The 14,069-nt window shown below is 61.6% G+C and carries 18 protein-coding genes; 15 read left to right on the top strand and 3 right to left on the bottom strand.

Features of this window, described 5'->3' with window-relative positions; translation table 11 throughout:
• Positions 1-431 precede the first annotated feature (431 nt).
• Positions 432-641, bottom strand: coding sequence for a hypothetical protein (locus AC5RVS_RS00575; protein ID WP_493988800.1), 210 nt, complete (start codon positions 639-641; stop codon positions 432-434).
• A 299-nt stretch (positions 642-940) separates the two neighbouring features.
• Between AC5RVS_RS00575 and AC5RVS_RS00570 the strand changes: the two genes are divergently transcribed.
• The 14 genes from AC5RVS_RS00570 to AC5RVS_RS00505 all read left to right on the top strand — a co-directional run bounded on the left by AC5RVS_RS00570 (position 941) and on the right by AC5RVS_RS00505 (position 11,873).
• Complete coding sequence (locus AC5RVS_RS00570) at positions 941-1,135, top strand: hypothetical protein (protein ID WP_494106705.1); 195 nt, start codon at positions 941-943, stop codon at positions 1,133-1,135.
• 274 nt (positions 1,136-1,409) lie between these two features.
• Positions 1,410-1,763 (top strand): ArsR/SmtB family transcription factor, encoded by a 354-nt coding sequence (locus tag AC5RVS_RS00565; RefSeq protein ID WP_493988802.1) that lies wholly within the window; start codon positions 1,410-1,412, stop codon positions 1,761-1,763.
• Positions 1,764-2,073: 310 nt separating this feature from the next.
• Positions 2,074-2,682, top strand: coding sequence for a gluconate 2-dehydrogenase subunit 3 family protein (locus AC5RVS_RS00560; protein WP_494106704.1), 609 nt, complete (start codon positions 2,074-2,076; stop codon positions 2,680-2,682).
• Positions 2,642-4,393 carry a GMC family oxidoreductase gene (locus AC5RVS_RS00555; RefSeq protein ID WP_494106703.1) on the top strand — a complete coding sequence of 584 codons (1,752 nt, stop codon included), beginning with the start codon at positions 2,642-2,644 and terminating at the stop codon, positions 4,391-4,393. Before AC5RVS_RS00560 ends, AC5RVS_RS00555 begins: the two co-directional genes overlap by 41 nt.
• Positions 4,394-4,405: 12 nt before the next feature.
• Positions 4,406-4,606 carry a 2-hydroxymuconate tautomerase gene (gene thmT / locus AC5RVS_RS00550; RefSeq protein ID WP_493976949.1) on the top strand — a complete coding sequence of 67 codons (201 nt, stop codon included), beginning with the start codon at positions 4,406-4,408 and terminating at the stop codon, positions 4,604-4,606.
• A gap of 83 nt (positions 4,607-4,689) precedes the next feature.
• The gene (locus AC5RVS_RS00545; protein WP_494106702.1) at positions 4,690-5,502 is read left to right on the top strand and encodes a cyclase family protein; all 813 of its coding nucleotides are present in this window, start codon (positions 4,690-4,692) and stop codon (positions 5,500-5,502) included.
• 87 nt (positions 5,503-5,589) lie between these two features.
• On the top strand, positions 5,590-6,999 hold the full coding sequence (locus AC5RVS_RS00540) for an MFS transporter (RefSeq protein ID WP_493976947.1): 1,410 nt from the start codon (positions 5,590-5,592) through the stop codon (positions 6,997-6,999).
• A 74-nt stretch (positions 7,000-7,073) separates the two neighbouring features.
• Complete coding sequence (locus AC5RVS_RS00535) at positions 7,074-7,472, top strand: GlcG/HbpS family heme-binding protein (RefSeq protein WP_493988806.1); 399 nt, start codon at positions 7,074-7,076, stop codon at positions 7,470-7,472.
• A gap of 9 nt (positions 7,473-7,481) precedes the next feature.
• Entirely contained in the window at positions 7,482-8,237 is a 756-nt protein-coding gene (locus AC5RVS_RS00530) for an SDR family NAD(P)-dependent oxidoreductase (protein ID WP_494106701.1), read from the top strand.
• Positions 8,238-8,460: 223 nt separating this feature from the next.
• Positions 8,461-8,664: a cold-shock protein gene (locus AC5RVS_RS00525; RefSeq protein WP_493976944.1), complete on the top strand. Its 204-nt coding sequence runs from the start codon at positions 8,461-8,463 to the stop codon at positions 8,662-8,664.
• 411 nt (positions 8,665-9,075) lie between these two features.
• Positions 9,076-9,306: a zinc-ribbon domain-containing protein gene (locus AC5RVS_RS00520; RefSeq protein ID WP_493988808.1), complete on the top strand. Its 231-nt coding sequence runs from the start codon at positions 9,076-9,078 to the stop codon at positions 9,304-9,306.
• Between the two features lie 128 nt (positions 9,307-9,434).
• A complete protein-coding gene (locus AC5RVS_RS00515) occupies positions 9,435-9,638 on the top strand; it encodes a hypothetical protein (protein ID WP_493988809.1) in 204 nt (67 codons plus the stop codon).
• Between the two features lie 567 nt (positions 9,639-10,205).
• Positions 10,206-11,513 (top strand): Glu/Leu/Phe/Val family dehydrogenase, encoded by a 1,308-nt coding sequence (locus AC5RVS_RS00510; RefSeq protein ID WP_493988810.1) that lies wholly within the window; start codon positions 10,206-10,208, stop codon positions 11,511-11,513.
• A gap of 162 nt (positions 11,514-11,675) precedes the next feature.
• Positions 11,676-11,873: a hypothetical protein gene (locus tag AC5RVS_RS00505; RefSeq protein WP_494106700.1), complete on the top strand. Its 198-nt coding sequence runs from the start codon at positions 11,676-11,678 to the stop codon at positions 11,871-11,873.
• A 90-nt stretch (positions 11,874-11,963) separates the two neighbouring features.
• Here AC5RVS_RS00505 and AC5RVS_RS00500 read toward each other — a convergent pair whose 3' ends face one another.
• Positions 11,964-12,467, bottom strand: coding sequence for a hypothetical protein (locus AC5RVS_RS00500; RefSeq protein ID WP_494106699.1), 504 nt, complete (start codon positions 12,465-12,467; stop codon positions 11,964-11,966).
• 120 nt (positions 12,468-12,587) lie between these two features.
• Between AC5RVS_RS00500 and AC5RVS_RS00495 the strand changes: the two genes are divergently transcribed.
• On the top strand, positions 12,588-13,151 hold the full coding sequence (locus AC5RVS_RS00495; protein ID WP_494106698.1) for a CGNR zinc finger domain-containing protein: 564 nt from the start codon (positions 12,588-12,590) through the stop codon (positions 13,149-13,151).
• Between the two features lie 113 nt (positions 13,152-13,264).
• Here the strand turns inward: AC5RVS_RS00495 and AC5RVS_RS00490 are convergent, their stop codons facing one another.
• Positions 13,265-13,666 (bottom strand): NUDIX domain-containing protein, encoded by a 402-nt coding sequence (locus AC5RVS_RS00490; protein ID WP_494106697.1) that lies wholly within the window; start codon positions 13,664-13,666, stop codon positions 13,265-13,267.
• Positions 13,667-14,069 lie beyond the last annotated feature (403 nt).

Below are 14,069 nucleotides of genomic sequence, written 5' to 3'. Positions count from 1 at the left end.
CCCCTCAGCAGGGCCCGGACGTCCCCCGACGCCGCCACTGGAAACCTGCAGACGAATTACCTCAAGGAGGCGGCTTTCGTGCGCCGCCGCGACCAGTGAGGTGGTCTTAGCGTACGGCTAATCGGCCACGACTCAACCCCTTTTTCCGACGCTTTTCGATCGCTGTCGAAATGTGACACGGGCATCATTTTGTGATGGATGTGAAAGGCCGGAATGCGCCCAAAAGCATTGACAGGACCGCTTTCCGGCACTAGCAAAAGCTGTCCCGTCGAGGCTTCTGAGCGAGAGTTACGTGTGTGCCGTCGGGCGCAGGGACCGCGCCCCGCGGTAGGCCTTGACGGTGGCCAACTGGTGCAAGGTATCCAGCCGCCCCGGTTTTCAGATCGAAGCCAATACTCTGGTCGCTGTGCCGCTTGTTCGCAGGGCGGCTGCTAGACCACCCGCTGGTGAACCGAGACCGACCCTTCGGCGTGTACTAACACCGGTTGCGGAACTCCCTGCAGGTAAACCAGGAAATGATCGCCGTCCTGCTTCCGGTGGAATGCGGTCAGGACGCCGACATGCTCGTCCCCGTCGGCCGTGGTCACTGAAACAACCCGGCCAATGGCGGCGGGCTTTAACGTCTTGGCAGGAATGGCCATTGTCTTACCTTCTGAAGCCAGGGAAGTGTATGGGCCAAGGCTACGCCCGCTGCCCCGCTTCAGTAGGGCGTTCAGCGCGACAACGGCCCAGCGAGGTCCGGGTTAGTTTGGGCTCGCGGCGATGGGGTTGTGGACGTGTGCCGGATAGGCGACAGTGATAGGAATCCGTACTACGCGCCGGATGAGGGCGCCTGGGAAGAAGTGCTGGCCGTCGACGCGGACTATGCGGACTATCTTCAGGACCCCCTGACGATCCCCTGGCAATCCGTAACCAAAGAATCTCCGGATCAGGAGCAGTAATGACTGAAAACGTTCAGCCTGGCGACGAAGGCGCCGTCAGCGAAAACATCGAAGAGTATCAGCAGGATGACAGTCTTACCCCGGCCGACCGCATGGACCTCATTGCCAACGCCGTCGCCGCGGACGCGGACGCCGAGCGGGCGGATGAATCCCGCGACCAGGTGCAGGACGAAGGACCCGGAGACTCTCCGTAAAGAACCTGCGGCACGCTCAGGGACGCTCGAGCAGCCCAAATAACAGCAGCGCGGGGCAACGGCGGCCAATCCCGCGCCGACAACCCGCGAACCTGCCCCTCCGGTAGACCTGTTGAGTAGAGCCTGATTTCAAGGATGTGGCGTCGACCGTGAGGCTGCTGCATCGCTCGGCGGCCCGCCACCGAAGTCCCTGGTTGAGATAATGGCATTATCAGGAGCAGGTCCGCCTCTCAGGGATTGAGGCAGCCGCCTTGACTTGAGGAAAGCAAGCACCATGATCGACTCCGTGCGGGCACCGAGTCACGGGCACCCGGTCGCACTAAACCGGGACCAGCTTGAGGGTGCCGCTGAGACACTGCGGATGCTTGGAGAACCCACGCGGTTGCACCTGCTATTGGTCCTGACCGCCGGACCAGCGTGTGTTGCGGAGCTGGTTGCGGCGACGGGATCTGCCCGCACCATCGTGAGTCAACACTTGGCAAAGCTGCGCCTCAGCGGCCTTGTCAATGCCCGCAAGGAAGGGCGCAAAGTCATTTATTCGATTAGCGACAACCACCTGAACCGGTTGATTCAGGAAGCCGTCAACCACGCTGGCCACACCACGCCCGGGCAGCCCGAGCACGACTGATGACAGGCGCCGACCCGGACAAGCCGCTCGGCGTTCCATCTCCTTTGCCCTCTTCCCGCCGCTGCAAAAGCCGAGCGTAGACCGCGCCGACGCGCCGCTATGCGGGCACCTTTGAGGAGCCGAAGCACTCCCGTTGACACTGGGTAATTAGGGGGTGGAAAATTCTGGACATACCGATAGGTGCGCAGTTGCGGGGATGTTGTTTGCAGCGGCGCAAACCTTCGTCCGGGTCTTCCCTGGTGGCGCTGAGGCAACCATCGCGTTGGCGCATCTCGCGATCTGACGCGGGCGACGCCGAAGGAGGCGTTCTATGGACGCGAAGGATGGATCTCGGGGCGCGGTTACCTTCCTCAACACGCATGAGGCGGAGACCATCGATGCGCTGGCCGGACTGATAATACCGGGGTCGGAGGAAGATCCGGGGGCTCAGGAAGCCGGAGCGGTTATCTATATTGACCGCGCTCTGGCGGGCCCTTACCGGAACCTGCAGAAGTTGTACCGTGCCGGCCTGGCTGCCCTTGATGGCAGTTGCGTCCAGCGACAGGGGCGTACGTTTGTCGAGCTGGACGACGGAGAGCAGAATGCCGTCCTGGAACAGCTTGCAGGGAGCGGGCTGGATAGCGCGGTGGGTGCAGAACGCGCGGAATCCGACGGGGCGGAGACGACCGACCTCGGATTGCTGCCGTATTTTTTCGCGGTGGTGAGGCAGCATGTGGTTGAGGGGACATTCGGAGACCCCGTCTACGGGGGCAACAGGAACGCCGTCGGGTGGCGTTTACTGGGATTTCCGGGCGCCCATTGGGGGTACGGCGAAGGCGAGATGGAATACGGGTTTGATGCCTCGGCCCTGCCTGTCGTGACCCTTCAGGACCTGCGGCATGAGCGAGAGCAGCGTAAAGGGGAGCCGGACCATGGCTGAGCGTGCGGACATTGTGATCGTCGGCCTTGGGGCAGCCGGCGGGGTTATGGCCAAAGAGATGGCGCAAGCAGGCATGAGGGTTGTGGCCCTTGAAAAGGGCCCGCGCTACGTGGATGAAGATGTCGAGGTCAAGCACGACGAGCTGCGGTACTTCGTCCGGCAGGAAATTTCCCCCAATATGGTCAGCGACCCGGTGACGTGGCGGCCCTCCAAGGAGGGTGCCGCAAGCGTTTTACCATGGTCGGCCGGACCACTCGCGATCGGCCCTTTGTTCGTGCCTCCCTCCATCGGGGTCGGCGGGGGGACGATCCACTGGGCCGCGTGGGCGTGGCGGTTCCGCGACGCGGAGCTGCGCCTGCGGACTACGCTGACCGAGCGTTTAGGCGCGGAAGCTGTGGCGGACACCGCCATCGTTGATTGGCCGATGGGCTATGACGAACTTGAACCGTATTACGAGCGCGCCGAGTACGAGATCGGAGTCGCGGGCAAGGCAGGTAATCTCAACGGGGAAATTCAGGAGGGCGGCAACCCGTTCGAACCGCCGCGGAAGCGGGAATATCCCATGCCGCCGCTGCGCATGACGGCGGGCGACAAACCATTTTCGGAGGCAGCGAAGCGGCTGGGCCTGCACCCCTTCCCTGCTCCTGCAGCAGTCAACTCCGTGGAGTACCAGGGAAGAAGCGCTTGCGTGTACTGCGGATTCTGCCGGGACTACCCCTGCCACGTTGGCGCAAAGTCCAGCAGTGCGGTCGCCCTCCTTCCGCAGGCTCTCGAAACGGGCAACCTCGAGATCCGCCCGTATTCGCGGGTTTTTGAGGTAAAGCGGGATGCGACCGGGCGGGCCTCCGGTGTGCGATACATCGATCTCGTGCGGGAACAGGAACGCGAAATCGACGCCGACTACGTCGTGCTCTCGGCATACGCCTTGGAGAACACCCGGCTGCTATTGGCTTCGGGCATCGACGGAAACGGCGTCGTCGGCAAGTACTTCATGACGCATAACTACGGCTGGTTTACCGGCACGCTTCCGGACTGGACTAACCCGTTCGCCGGTCCGGCGGTTGCGACCAGCGTGGTTGATGACTACACCTCCGAGCTCGTCTCCGGTCACGGCGCGGTCTGGGGCAGCCCGATTATCGGCTTTGGCGGGGATGTGCAGCCGGTGGAAGCCACCCGGAATATGCCGGACTCGGCACCGAAATTTGGGCAGGGGTTCAAGGACTGGATGCGGGATAATTACCGGCGTACTTTCAGCATGTACCACCAGACCGCGACGTTCCCCCGTGAAGAGTTCTTTTGCGACCTGGATCCGAAGGTTAAGGACGCGTTCGGTCAGCCGGCGCTGCGGATCACCCACGACTGGACGTCGCGCGACGAACAGGACGTGGAGTTCATCATCGGCAAGAAGCGCGAAATCGCACGTGAGATGGGAATGCTTGAGTGGTGGGAGGCACCGACCGCGCCGCCTTACCATGTGTCCACCCACGAGGTAGGTACCCATCGGATGGGCGATGATCCGGGCACCTCGGTTGTGGACCGTTACGGCCAATGCCACTCCGTGCCCAACCTCTTCGTTCTCGGGGGAGGACAGTTCCCAACGTACGGCGCCTATAACCCCACGTTGACGATCTATGCGCTGGCCTATATGGCTGCTGATCATCTTCGGGCGGAGACCGGGGTGAAGGCGGGCGCCGAAGTTCCTCATCGCTGAAAGGTTGGAAAGATGCCGGTCGTACAGGTCCATATGCGGGCGGGCCGGTCCGCGGAGGACAAGCGCAGGCTCATCGAGTCCATAACCGACGCCGTGGTGGATGTTTTGGGCTCAAAGAGGGAAAGAGTAGTGGTCCTCTTGGATGAGATCGATCCGGGGAGCTGGGGTCAGGGGGGCCGGCTTCTCGCTGACGAGTTATCGGAGAAGACGTGATGGGTGGCTCCCATGTCCTGTCTGGTGAACGATTTTCCGGCACGGTTGCGTAGCTCGGAACCTGGCACAGGGCGGGCGATGACATGATTGCTTCCCCGGTGGCTTCGCTGCTGGCGACGCTTAATCAGGCCACGTTCTACGACCTTGAACAGCCCCGTTATGCCGGTGCGCCAATTTTTGCCGCGCACCGTCCCGGATTCGTTTACACACTCCACCGACGCCATGAAACCGGGCTGGGCGAGGCCAGGACCAGTGCCTCCGGATTGATCATCACCGCAGAGCACGCCGGCACACATATCGATGCACTCTGCCACCAGGCGGTCGACATGCGAATGTTCGGAGGCCAGCGGGCTGACGCCACCACGCAGACCTCGACCGGTTTCACGGAACTTGGGGTGGAGACAATAGCCCCCATGATCGCCCGCGGCGTGCTGGTGGACATCCCGCGGCATCGCGGAGTGGACCGGCTTCCGGCCGGCACAGTCGTTGCGGCGGATGAGCTGGAGGCGGCCGCCTCAGAGCAGCATGTTTGGGTGAGCGCGGGCGACGTCGTCCTCGTCCGCACAGGCAGCGGGTCCCTATGGAACGAACCGGAGGAATATCTCAAAAGCGCCGGCCTTTCCGCTGAAGCCTCAGAGTGGCTCGCGGATCATCGGGTGCAGGCTGTAGGAGCTGACAACGTTGCATGGGACACCGTGCAACCGGACCCTCAGCACGGAAGCCTGCCGGGACACGTGGTCCTCATTGTCCACAACGGGATTTACATCATCGAGAACCTGCAGCTCGAGGAGCTCGCTGCCTCCGGCAAACAGGAATTCATCTTCCTGTGCCTTCCGCTCAAGATGGTCGGCGTGACAGGATCACCGGTCCGCCCGTTGGCTCTGGTGCCGGCATGAACAGCGAATTCGGCCTCCCAGGACCAAGGCCATTGCAAAGCGCCAATACCACTACGGTGACAGCCTGATTGGAGAGGAGAAGGCGAAATGGCAGACAAGGACCAGTCGGCCACCCGGCCGGCGCAGGAAGGTCCCAGGAATCGGGGCCGCGTTCCGGCAACAGCAGTTGGAGCGCTCATTTTCCTGTGGCTCGTATATGCGATGAACGCGAATACGCGCCAAATCTTCTACTACGTCCTGCCCCCGATGGTCGAAGAGTTCGACCTAACGCCGGAGGAGGCCGGCGTCGTCAGTACGATCGTGACGGTAGCTGTGGCATTGGTCGCGATTCCCGCCGGCGCCTGGTTCGATCGGGGCGGGCATGGCTGGGCACGCAAATACCGCAACGCGATCGTCGCGGCTGGATACTTCGTGTTCTCCATTCTCACGGGCATAGTCGCCCTCACGAAGACGATCTGGCACGTTGTCGTCATCCAGTCGATCAAGAACGCCTTCGGCGGTGCTGGCGAAGCGGTCGAGGTCACGTCTATGGTCGAGTGGTACCCCGTGGAAAAACGGGGCCTGGCGCTCGGGATACAGCATGCGGCGTACCCTTGGGGAACCGGCCTGGGGGCCATCGCCACCGGCGCGATTCTGGCCACCTTCGGTCCGGAGAACTGGCGGTATGTATTCCTCATCATTCCGCTGGCGATGATCCCCATTTGGATCGGCTGGTGGTGGTATAGCTCTCCGAAGCGCTATCAAAAGTTCGAAAACGACACCCAGGCCGCCGGGCTGACGAAGCCTCTGGCCGGTGGGGCCGGCGCCGAGCAGCGTCACGCCGAACCCGGTGCGCTGCGCCGAAGCCTGGCCAATCCGAACATCTTGGTTCCCGCGCTGGCATCGATGTTCGGGATCATGATCTATACCGGGATCAGCTTCTGGCTGCCGCAGTACATCGCCTTCGTAGGGGGCTTCAGTTTCGCGGAAGCCGCCGCGTACAGTGCGGTGTTCACGATCACCGGCGGTATAGGGCAGATTTTCTGGGGTGTTGTCTCCGATTACATCGGCCGAAAGCTGAGCCTCATCATCGCATTTGTGTGGCTGGCGATAGGCCTTTACCTTCTGCGGTTTTCGGCAGTGAGCCTGACCGTATTGATCGTGGTGCAGCTCATCGCAGGTCTTGCGACGAATGCCATCTTCCCCGTCCTTTACGCCTTCGGCTCGGACTCGGCAGAGCCGGGTGCCATGGGGACGGCGAACTCGATTCTTCTGTTCTTCCTTTATGTAGGAGGCGTCTCCCCGCTCGTCCTCGGATGGCTGATTGGACTCGGCGGCGGGTTTGAAAGTGAAACCGGATACTTCTACGGCCTCTACTTCCTGGTGGCGGTCGCTATCATTTCGGCAATCATCATTGCACTGTTCACGCGCGAGACGGTGGGTCGGTTTAAGGACCGTGACCGGGCACTGGTCTCCCGTGAGCGCACCCATGTGCGTCCGGGACTGCCCCAGGAGTAAGACGTCATCCTCTCGCCCTCGGGCTGCGGCCCATGGCAGTGACCTCATTCGATGACAAGGAGAAACCGATGGGAATGAGTTACGAGCAAGCACGGCAGGCGCTGGAAGCGGCGCTTGACAAGGCCACGGAGATCGGGTCCCCCTCCAGCGTGGCCATCGTCGACTCCGGACGTGAACTGATTGCGTTCGCGCGGCAGGACGGAGCGCTCCTGGCTAGCACCGAGATTTCGGTGGGGAAGGCCTACACGGCGTGTTCGATGAAGATGGCTACGAAGGACATCGGACCTTTGACCCAGCCAGGTCAACCCCTCTACGGGCTTGAGTACACACACCAGCGCCCACTCGTTACGTTCGGCGGGGGACGGCCCCTGGAGATCGCGGGGGACGTCGTAGGTGGCGTCGGAGTCGCCGGGGGAACCGTTGACCAAGACGACGAGATTGCAGCCGCCGCGCTCGCGGCCCTCACCTCCTAGGAGGAATGCATGCAGCTCCAGGGGAAAAAGGCGATCATCACAGGGGCAGCAACGGGCATCGGGGCGGTCACCGCCAGAGCGTTTGCTCAAGAAGGTGCGGCCGTCGTTGTGGCCGACATTAACGAGGACAACGGCTGGCGTGTGGTCGAGGAGATCCGCAGTCAGGGCGGCACAGCAGAGTTCGTCCGCACTGACGTCACCAGAGAGAGCGACGTAGCGGCGCTCGTAAAACAAGGCGCAGAGACGCTGGGTGGTCTCGACGTCTTGTTCAACAATGCAGGGGCCCAGCGCTCGGGTGCCATCACCGGCTTCGAGCAGGATCAGTGGGACCTGCTCATGGCGGTCAACCCCCGTTCATGCTTCTTCGGAGTCAAGCATGCCGTACCTGTCCTTCGCGAACAGGGAGGCGGGTCGATCATCAACATGGCGTCGCTGGCTGCCGTGAAGGGAGGTGCTGGCTTGACTGCCTACTCCGCCTCCAAAGGCGCCATAGTGGCTTTCACGAAGGCATTAGCCCCGGAGCTCGCGCCTTACCGCATCAGAGTTAACAGTGTTTGCCCTGGATGGATCGACACTCCGTTCAACCGGCCCGCAATCGAGTTTATGGGTGGTGCGGAGGAGCAGGAACGCATCGTCAAACAGGTCGTACCCATGGGCCGTCAGGGAACACCGGAGGAAATCGCGCCCATCGTGGTGTACCTCGCCTCGGACGGTTCCACCTATATGACCGGCCAAGCACTAGTAGTGGACGGAGGCGTGTACTGACGGGGCTTTATCGGCTCAGGTGATCGTCTTCGGGGCGGTCCATTGTCCCGGGGGTCAGTGGCTCCGGTTCACCTTCCAGGATCTCGAAAGATACGGATGGCAGTTGCCGGCCCGTAGTTGGCTCTTGCTGCGAGTCCAGCGCTCACTTAGGTTAAAGGTGGGCGGTCGCGGGCAGCTCCCGTTGGGGGAGTCGGCGCTGCCGTTCCAGAAGGAAAAGATCAGCATGGCAACAGGCACCGTCAAATGGTTTAACGCCGAAAAGGGGTTTGGCTTCATCAGCCAGGACGACGGCGGGCCGGACGTGTTCGCACACTTCTCGGCCATCGCCGCGAGCGGCTACCGCTCCCTGGAAGAAAACCAGAAAGTTGAGTTCGACGTCGTCCAGGGACAAAAGGGACTGCAGGCCGAGAACATTCACCCGCTCTAACACTTGCTCGAACCGACGCCCCGCACTCCGAAGGTGCGGGGCGTTGCCATATAGCCGACCGCGAACCGCCCAGGCTGGGCGTGTCCGCACTTCGCTGTCATCGTGGTGCTGCGGCCGAATGCGAACGGCTCGGCAGCAGCTGTGCTGCAGGGGCACGGCCACGAGTCTGTCGGCCACGGGGGTCGGGTCCCGGCGACGGCCGACGGTGACGATTTCGATGGTTGCACGCAGCGGCTAACGACCAGACCTGAGTGCCCTCGAATTTTTTCGCTCTGCGTTAAGCAGGCAATCAGCAAGTATGCTTACTATCTTGGGAAGGGCGGCTACGTCTGCCAGGAGATAAGGAGAACCACCTCGCGGTGCCCACACCACCCGGGACAGACCGGGAACAACCTTTGAAAGGCACACACCATGTTTCTTCTCTTCGGTCTTAAGACCGCCCTTCGCGATCTGCCCGGACGGATGGCGACGTGCCAGTACTGCGGCCGGTTCGTCCACCATCACCTGCAGGAACGCGCCACCAAACTCACCGTGTTCTTCATTCCCGTCTTCACAACATCCAAGAACTTGATCATCACCTGCACAAACTGCGGACAGAGCTCCAAAACGAAGTCCCGACAGAAGAACGCCCTCCTCAGCTAGCAGTGACTCCTCACTGACGAACGAGCACGCCGCACCGTCACCATCCTCCATGCCACCGGCAGGGGCGGGCCGTTCCGCCACCCGTAGTATTAGTGCAGCCCAGATTTCACACCCGGCACGGAGGCACCATGACTGACAAGCTGCATCTAACCCCAGAGGAACACTTTCCTGAGGACCTGGCCGTGGTCATGGATCGGCAGCTACAGGTCCTGGACAGCCAGATCCAGCGTCAGCTCGACTACGAGGTCATTGCTGACGGCGAACCCAGCCCAGAGACGGAGTTCCGGCACTTTGAGCTCGATGAGGAATTTCAAACCCGCGACAGTCGCTGACTGCACCGACCGCCGGAGCTCCCGCAGAAGATCTAAACGGCCAAGTTCCCTCTGGGGCCAAGTTCCCTCTGGCAGGTGCAGCTCCCAGGGTTTCGCACGCCAATCCGAGCCCGGATCAGTGACACGGTCCGAGGATGCACCCGGTAAATGGACGCCCAGATGTGCCGGGCCTTCGCTGTGCCTTTCCTGTTGCACGAACACGTCCATAACCGCTTCCGGCAAGTGACCCCGGATTTGAGTGGGGTTGGACGAGCGGACCTCCAACCCCTCTCACTCTTCGGCGACGACCACCATGGAGCTGCCCGCTAGCAAGGTCACGATTGCGTTGGCGGTGCTGAGGTCAAGAAAATGTGGGTTGTCCTGGCCGCGCCGTTGATCTGGTTCAGGCAGGCGGCGAAGCGGCGTGGGCATCTTTTGACCGTCCAGTCCAGTGGTAAGGCCGCGGGCGCTGTTGAAGCTGCTAGTTGTGTCACGCCGCATTGTGCAGTCGCACACTGACGGCCCCCGCGCGCCCTTGTAGCGTCACATACGCACTCACTGAAACCTACGCCAAGAAGGAATCTGTCAATGACGACGCCTGTCTTATCTCCATCAGCCGCACAATCCGGGCGAGGCGCGCCGGCTCCCAGTCAGGACGTGGGACCACTGGAGAACGCCCATAGGCAGCTTGCTTCAGCAATCCGTACGCTGGGATACAGCGAAGGGCTGCACCAACTGCTGGCCCAACCGCGCAGGGAACTGTCCGTGAGCATTCCCCTGCGCCGGGACAACGGCAGCGTTGAGGTTCTCACCGGTTACCGCGTGCAACATAACTTCTCCCGGGGACCTGCCAAAGGGGGACTGCGTTTCAGCCCCCACGTGTCGTTGGACGAAGTGCGTGCACTGGCGATGTGGATGACGTGGAAATGCGCGCTGCTGGACGTTCCTTACGGCGGCGCCAAGGGCGGGATCACTATCGACCCGCGGAATTACTCACAGCAGGAACTGGAGCGCGTAACGCGCCGCTACACCAGTGAAATCTTGCCTATCATCGGCCCTGAGAAGGACGTGCCGGCGCCCGACATCGGCACCGACGAACAGACCATGGCATGGATGATGGACACGTATTCGGTCAACGTCGGCTACACGGTTCCGGGCGTAGTGACGGGCAAACCTGTCAGCGTTGGCGGTTCCCTCGGCCGTTCGAGCGCCACCTCCAAGGGCGTCGTGCACGTCGCTCTGGCATCGCTTGCCCACGCCGGGCTTGATCAAAGGCAGAGCACCGCGGCTGTTCAGGGCTTTGGCAAGGTGGGAGCCGGAACTGCAGAGTTCCTTGCCGATGCCGGAGTCAGGGTAGTGGCTGTGGGCGACCAGTATGGGGCCATCCACAATGCTGACGGTCTGAACATCCGTGCCCTGCAAGACCACGTTAAGGAGACGGGCAGCGTCGTCGGCTTCGCCGGCGCAGGTGCCATCGCTTCGGATGAGCTGCTGGAGCTTGAGGTGGACCTGCTGGTCCCCGCAGCAGTAGAAGGCGTGCTGCACGGCGGAAACGCCGACAAGGTGCGCGCCAAGGTCATCGTGGAAGGCGCCAACGGCCCCACCACGTCGGCGGCGGACGTCATTCTGCAGGACAAGGGCGTGCTCGTTGTCCCGGACATTCTCGCCAACGCCGGCGGCGTCATTGTCTCCTACTTCGAGTGGGTGCAGGGCAATCAAGCCTACTGGTGGACTGCTGCCGAAGTTGAAGAAAAGCTGGAACACCGAATGTTGGCGGCGTGGGAGAACGTCTTGTCCATTGCGTCAAAGCGCGGCCTGAACCTACGCGAAGCCGCTACAGTGACGGCCGTCGAGCGTGTGGCACAGGCGCACCTGACCCGCGGGCTCTACCCCTGATCCTTACTGCGCGCAGTTGTCGGCGGGGTCCGGCACGCCCCGCATCAGGGACGTGGCCAGCAGGGGATGTTGCGGAACGAGGGCGACATCCCCTAAGCGACGGAAGCCTAAAACCCGATATGAGTCAAGAAAACTGCACAAGATTGAGAGGAAAGGTCTCCCATGACGGTGGACAACTGGAAAGAACTGACGGGCCAGCACGTACAGATCCGAAAGGATGGGAAGCCAGTCCGGAAAGGCCGTGTCGAAGAGGTGACGCGGGCAGCGGACGCGTTGTGGCTGGAATGGCATGGCGGATACCTGAGGCAGCTATATGAAAAAGCGGAAGGCTACTCGGTGGAGCTCGTTGCTAGCCCCTAAAGCGTGGTGCTCAAGGCGCTCGGCCCGTACAGGTGGTCGTCAAGACGGGCGGTCCAAGCCACAGTGCAGCGCCCGCTGGCGGAAGTCGACCTAATTGCCATGGTCTGTTCCGTAGACGAGCCGGTCCAAGGACTTGAGGCTCATCTCATCCGCTGCCAGTTCCACTTCACCGTCGTTGGTCCGGATACTCACCACGCGCTGGTCCCTTCGGAGCTCCTTCCGCCTCTGCGGAGACAGCGCCCGTTGCTCGGGGCATGACTGCACTTCGAGGATTCGGGGCGCTCCGATGACTTGGTCCAAGCCAAAGGGGTCAATGATGTTGCCTTCCCGGAAAACGATCGTGCCTGGTTTGAGCTGAGCTGACCCGGGCGCCCACCGGTCGCGCAGTGACCCGGGCACAGCATTTGGATAGCGGAGGAGGCAGTCGATGATCCCGTGTTCTTCGATATCCGCGGTCAGGCGCTTGCGTTTGTCGCGTCTCACGACGACGAGCAGCAGGGCCTCGACGAGTACGACTACTACGAGGCTGGATAAGATTCGGGCGCCCAAGTCCGCATTCGGCAGCAGAATATTGGCAGGCAGCAAAGCCACCATGGGTACCCACCAAATGGCGTGGTTAGAGATGCGCTCTAATTTGCTCTTCGGAGCGCGTGTGGGTGCTTCGGACGCGACCATGCTTCATTTTCGTCCCTTCGCCTTTGGATTTACTGAAGAATGTGTTGTGCGGGAGCCAGAGCCGTGCTTCTCGCAGCATCACTAGTCAACGACTGGCCATCGGATCGGGACGCCCTCGTCCACCGGACGCGCGAGTTCGGAATGCGTATGAAGTTCGCACCGGGTCCGGGCAACGATCACGCAGAGGTCCGCGCCGTACTCGATGACTGGTTGACCATCGTTGATAAATCAACACCCGAGAAACGCGCCGAGCTCCTCAACGCGCGTATGGCTGACACAGCCGCGTATCCCAGGATGACCAACCACGCCGGCGAGGGGTGGCATCTTCACTACAGGGCCGCGGATCAAAGTCTCACCCATGTGCTTAAAGCGGTTGTTAGCGCGGGAACCGCTCTGCATCTCACTACCCGCGGAATGCATCGGCTGTCCCGTTATGCGGCCGGTGACGACTCCCGCGACGAATACAGAAACGTCGTTGTTGAAACAGCCCGCAATGGGTCCCAGCGCTATTGCAGCGTTCGCTGCGTTAACAGATCGGCCGTTCGGCGCCACCGCTCAGGGGCTCTACTGAGTCTCCAGTCGGTTCCCCACCGCGACACCTAGGTGCCGCTCTCCCCAGTCATGAAAATTTATCGTCTTCAGAAGTCGGCTGAACAAATTTCAGTACTTGTCTTCACAGCTCAGCCGTGTCCGCAGTTGGACCCTTCCGGTCAAAATCAGGTCAGCACCTGATTGAAAAGTGCTGGGTACCCGTCATCGGCAAGGTCCAAGAATAGTGCCTCATCCAAACTGAACCATCCGAAGGCGTCGTGTTCATTGGGCGCAGCATTGATGATCTCACCTTCCCACGCTTCAACCCTCCATATTTCCTGGAATATCTCAGCATTTTGGCGGGTCAGTAGCGGATTCCCAACAGGCAAAGTGATCTCTACGCCCAACTCTTCTCGAAGCTCACGCACAAGCGCTTGACGACTATTCTCGCCGGGTTCGAGGTGACCTCCCGGGAAGTCCCAGACATTGGGATACCGTCCCTTCGACGGTGATCGATGCACGAGAAACACTCGGCCCGCGCGTATTAGCATGCCGCATGACACGTAATGCACCGAAGATTCATTCATGAGACGAGCCTACGAAAGAACCACCCGTGGGGTGACACGTATGGCACCCGAATAGCGCTCCCGCGGCTGGATCCAGTTCCGGCCTGGCTCTAATGAAGCGTGCAGAGTGCCGGAAGGATGTTCCGGTCATGGCGGTGTCGGCGGACACTTCGGCGACAAGCGGTTCCACCAGGGTCAGTTCGTGTCGCCGGCGTCGACGTTGACCGGTCCAGGATGGTGGATTTCACCCGGTGCGGCCTGGGATGGTCCGGGCCAGCCGCCTGGAGCTGGGACGCGAGCAGATTCGCAACCGCGGTTTAGAGGGGCGCAGAGCGCCCGACGGTGCGCAGTTTCCCGTCAACGGGCAACCCGACGACGATTGCCTTCAGACGGGCCCCGGTTAGTCAAGCGGTTCGACGCTACT

The organism is Arthrobacter sp. Y3221048, from assembly GCF_059092685.1.
This window is presented reverse-complemented; position numbering and strand designations above follow the sequence as displayed.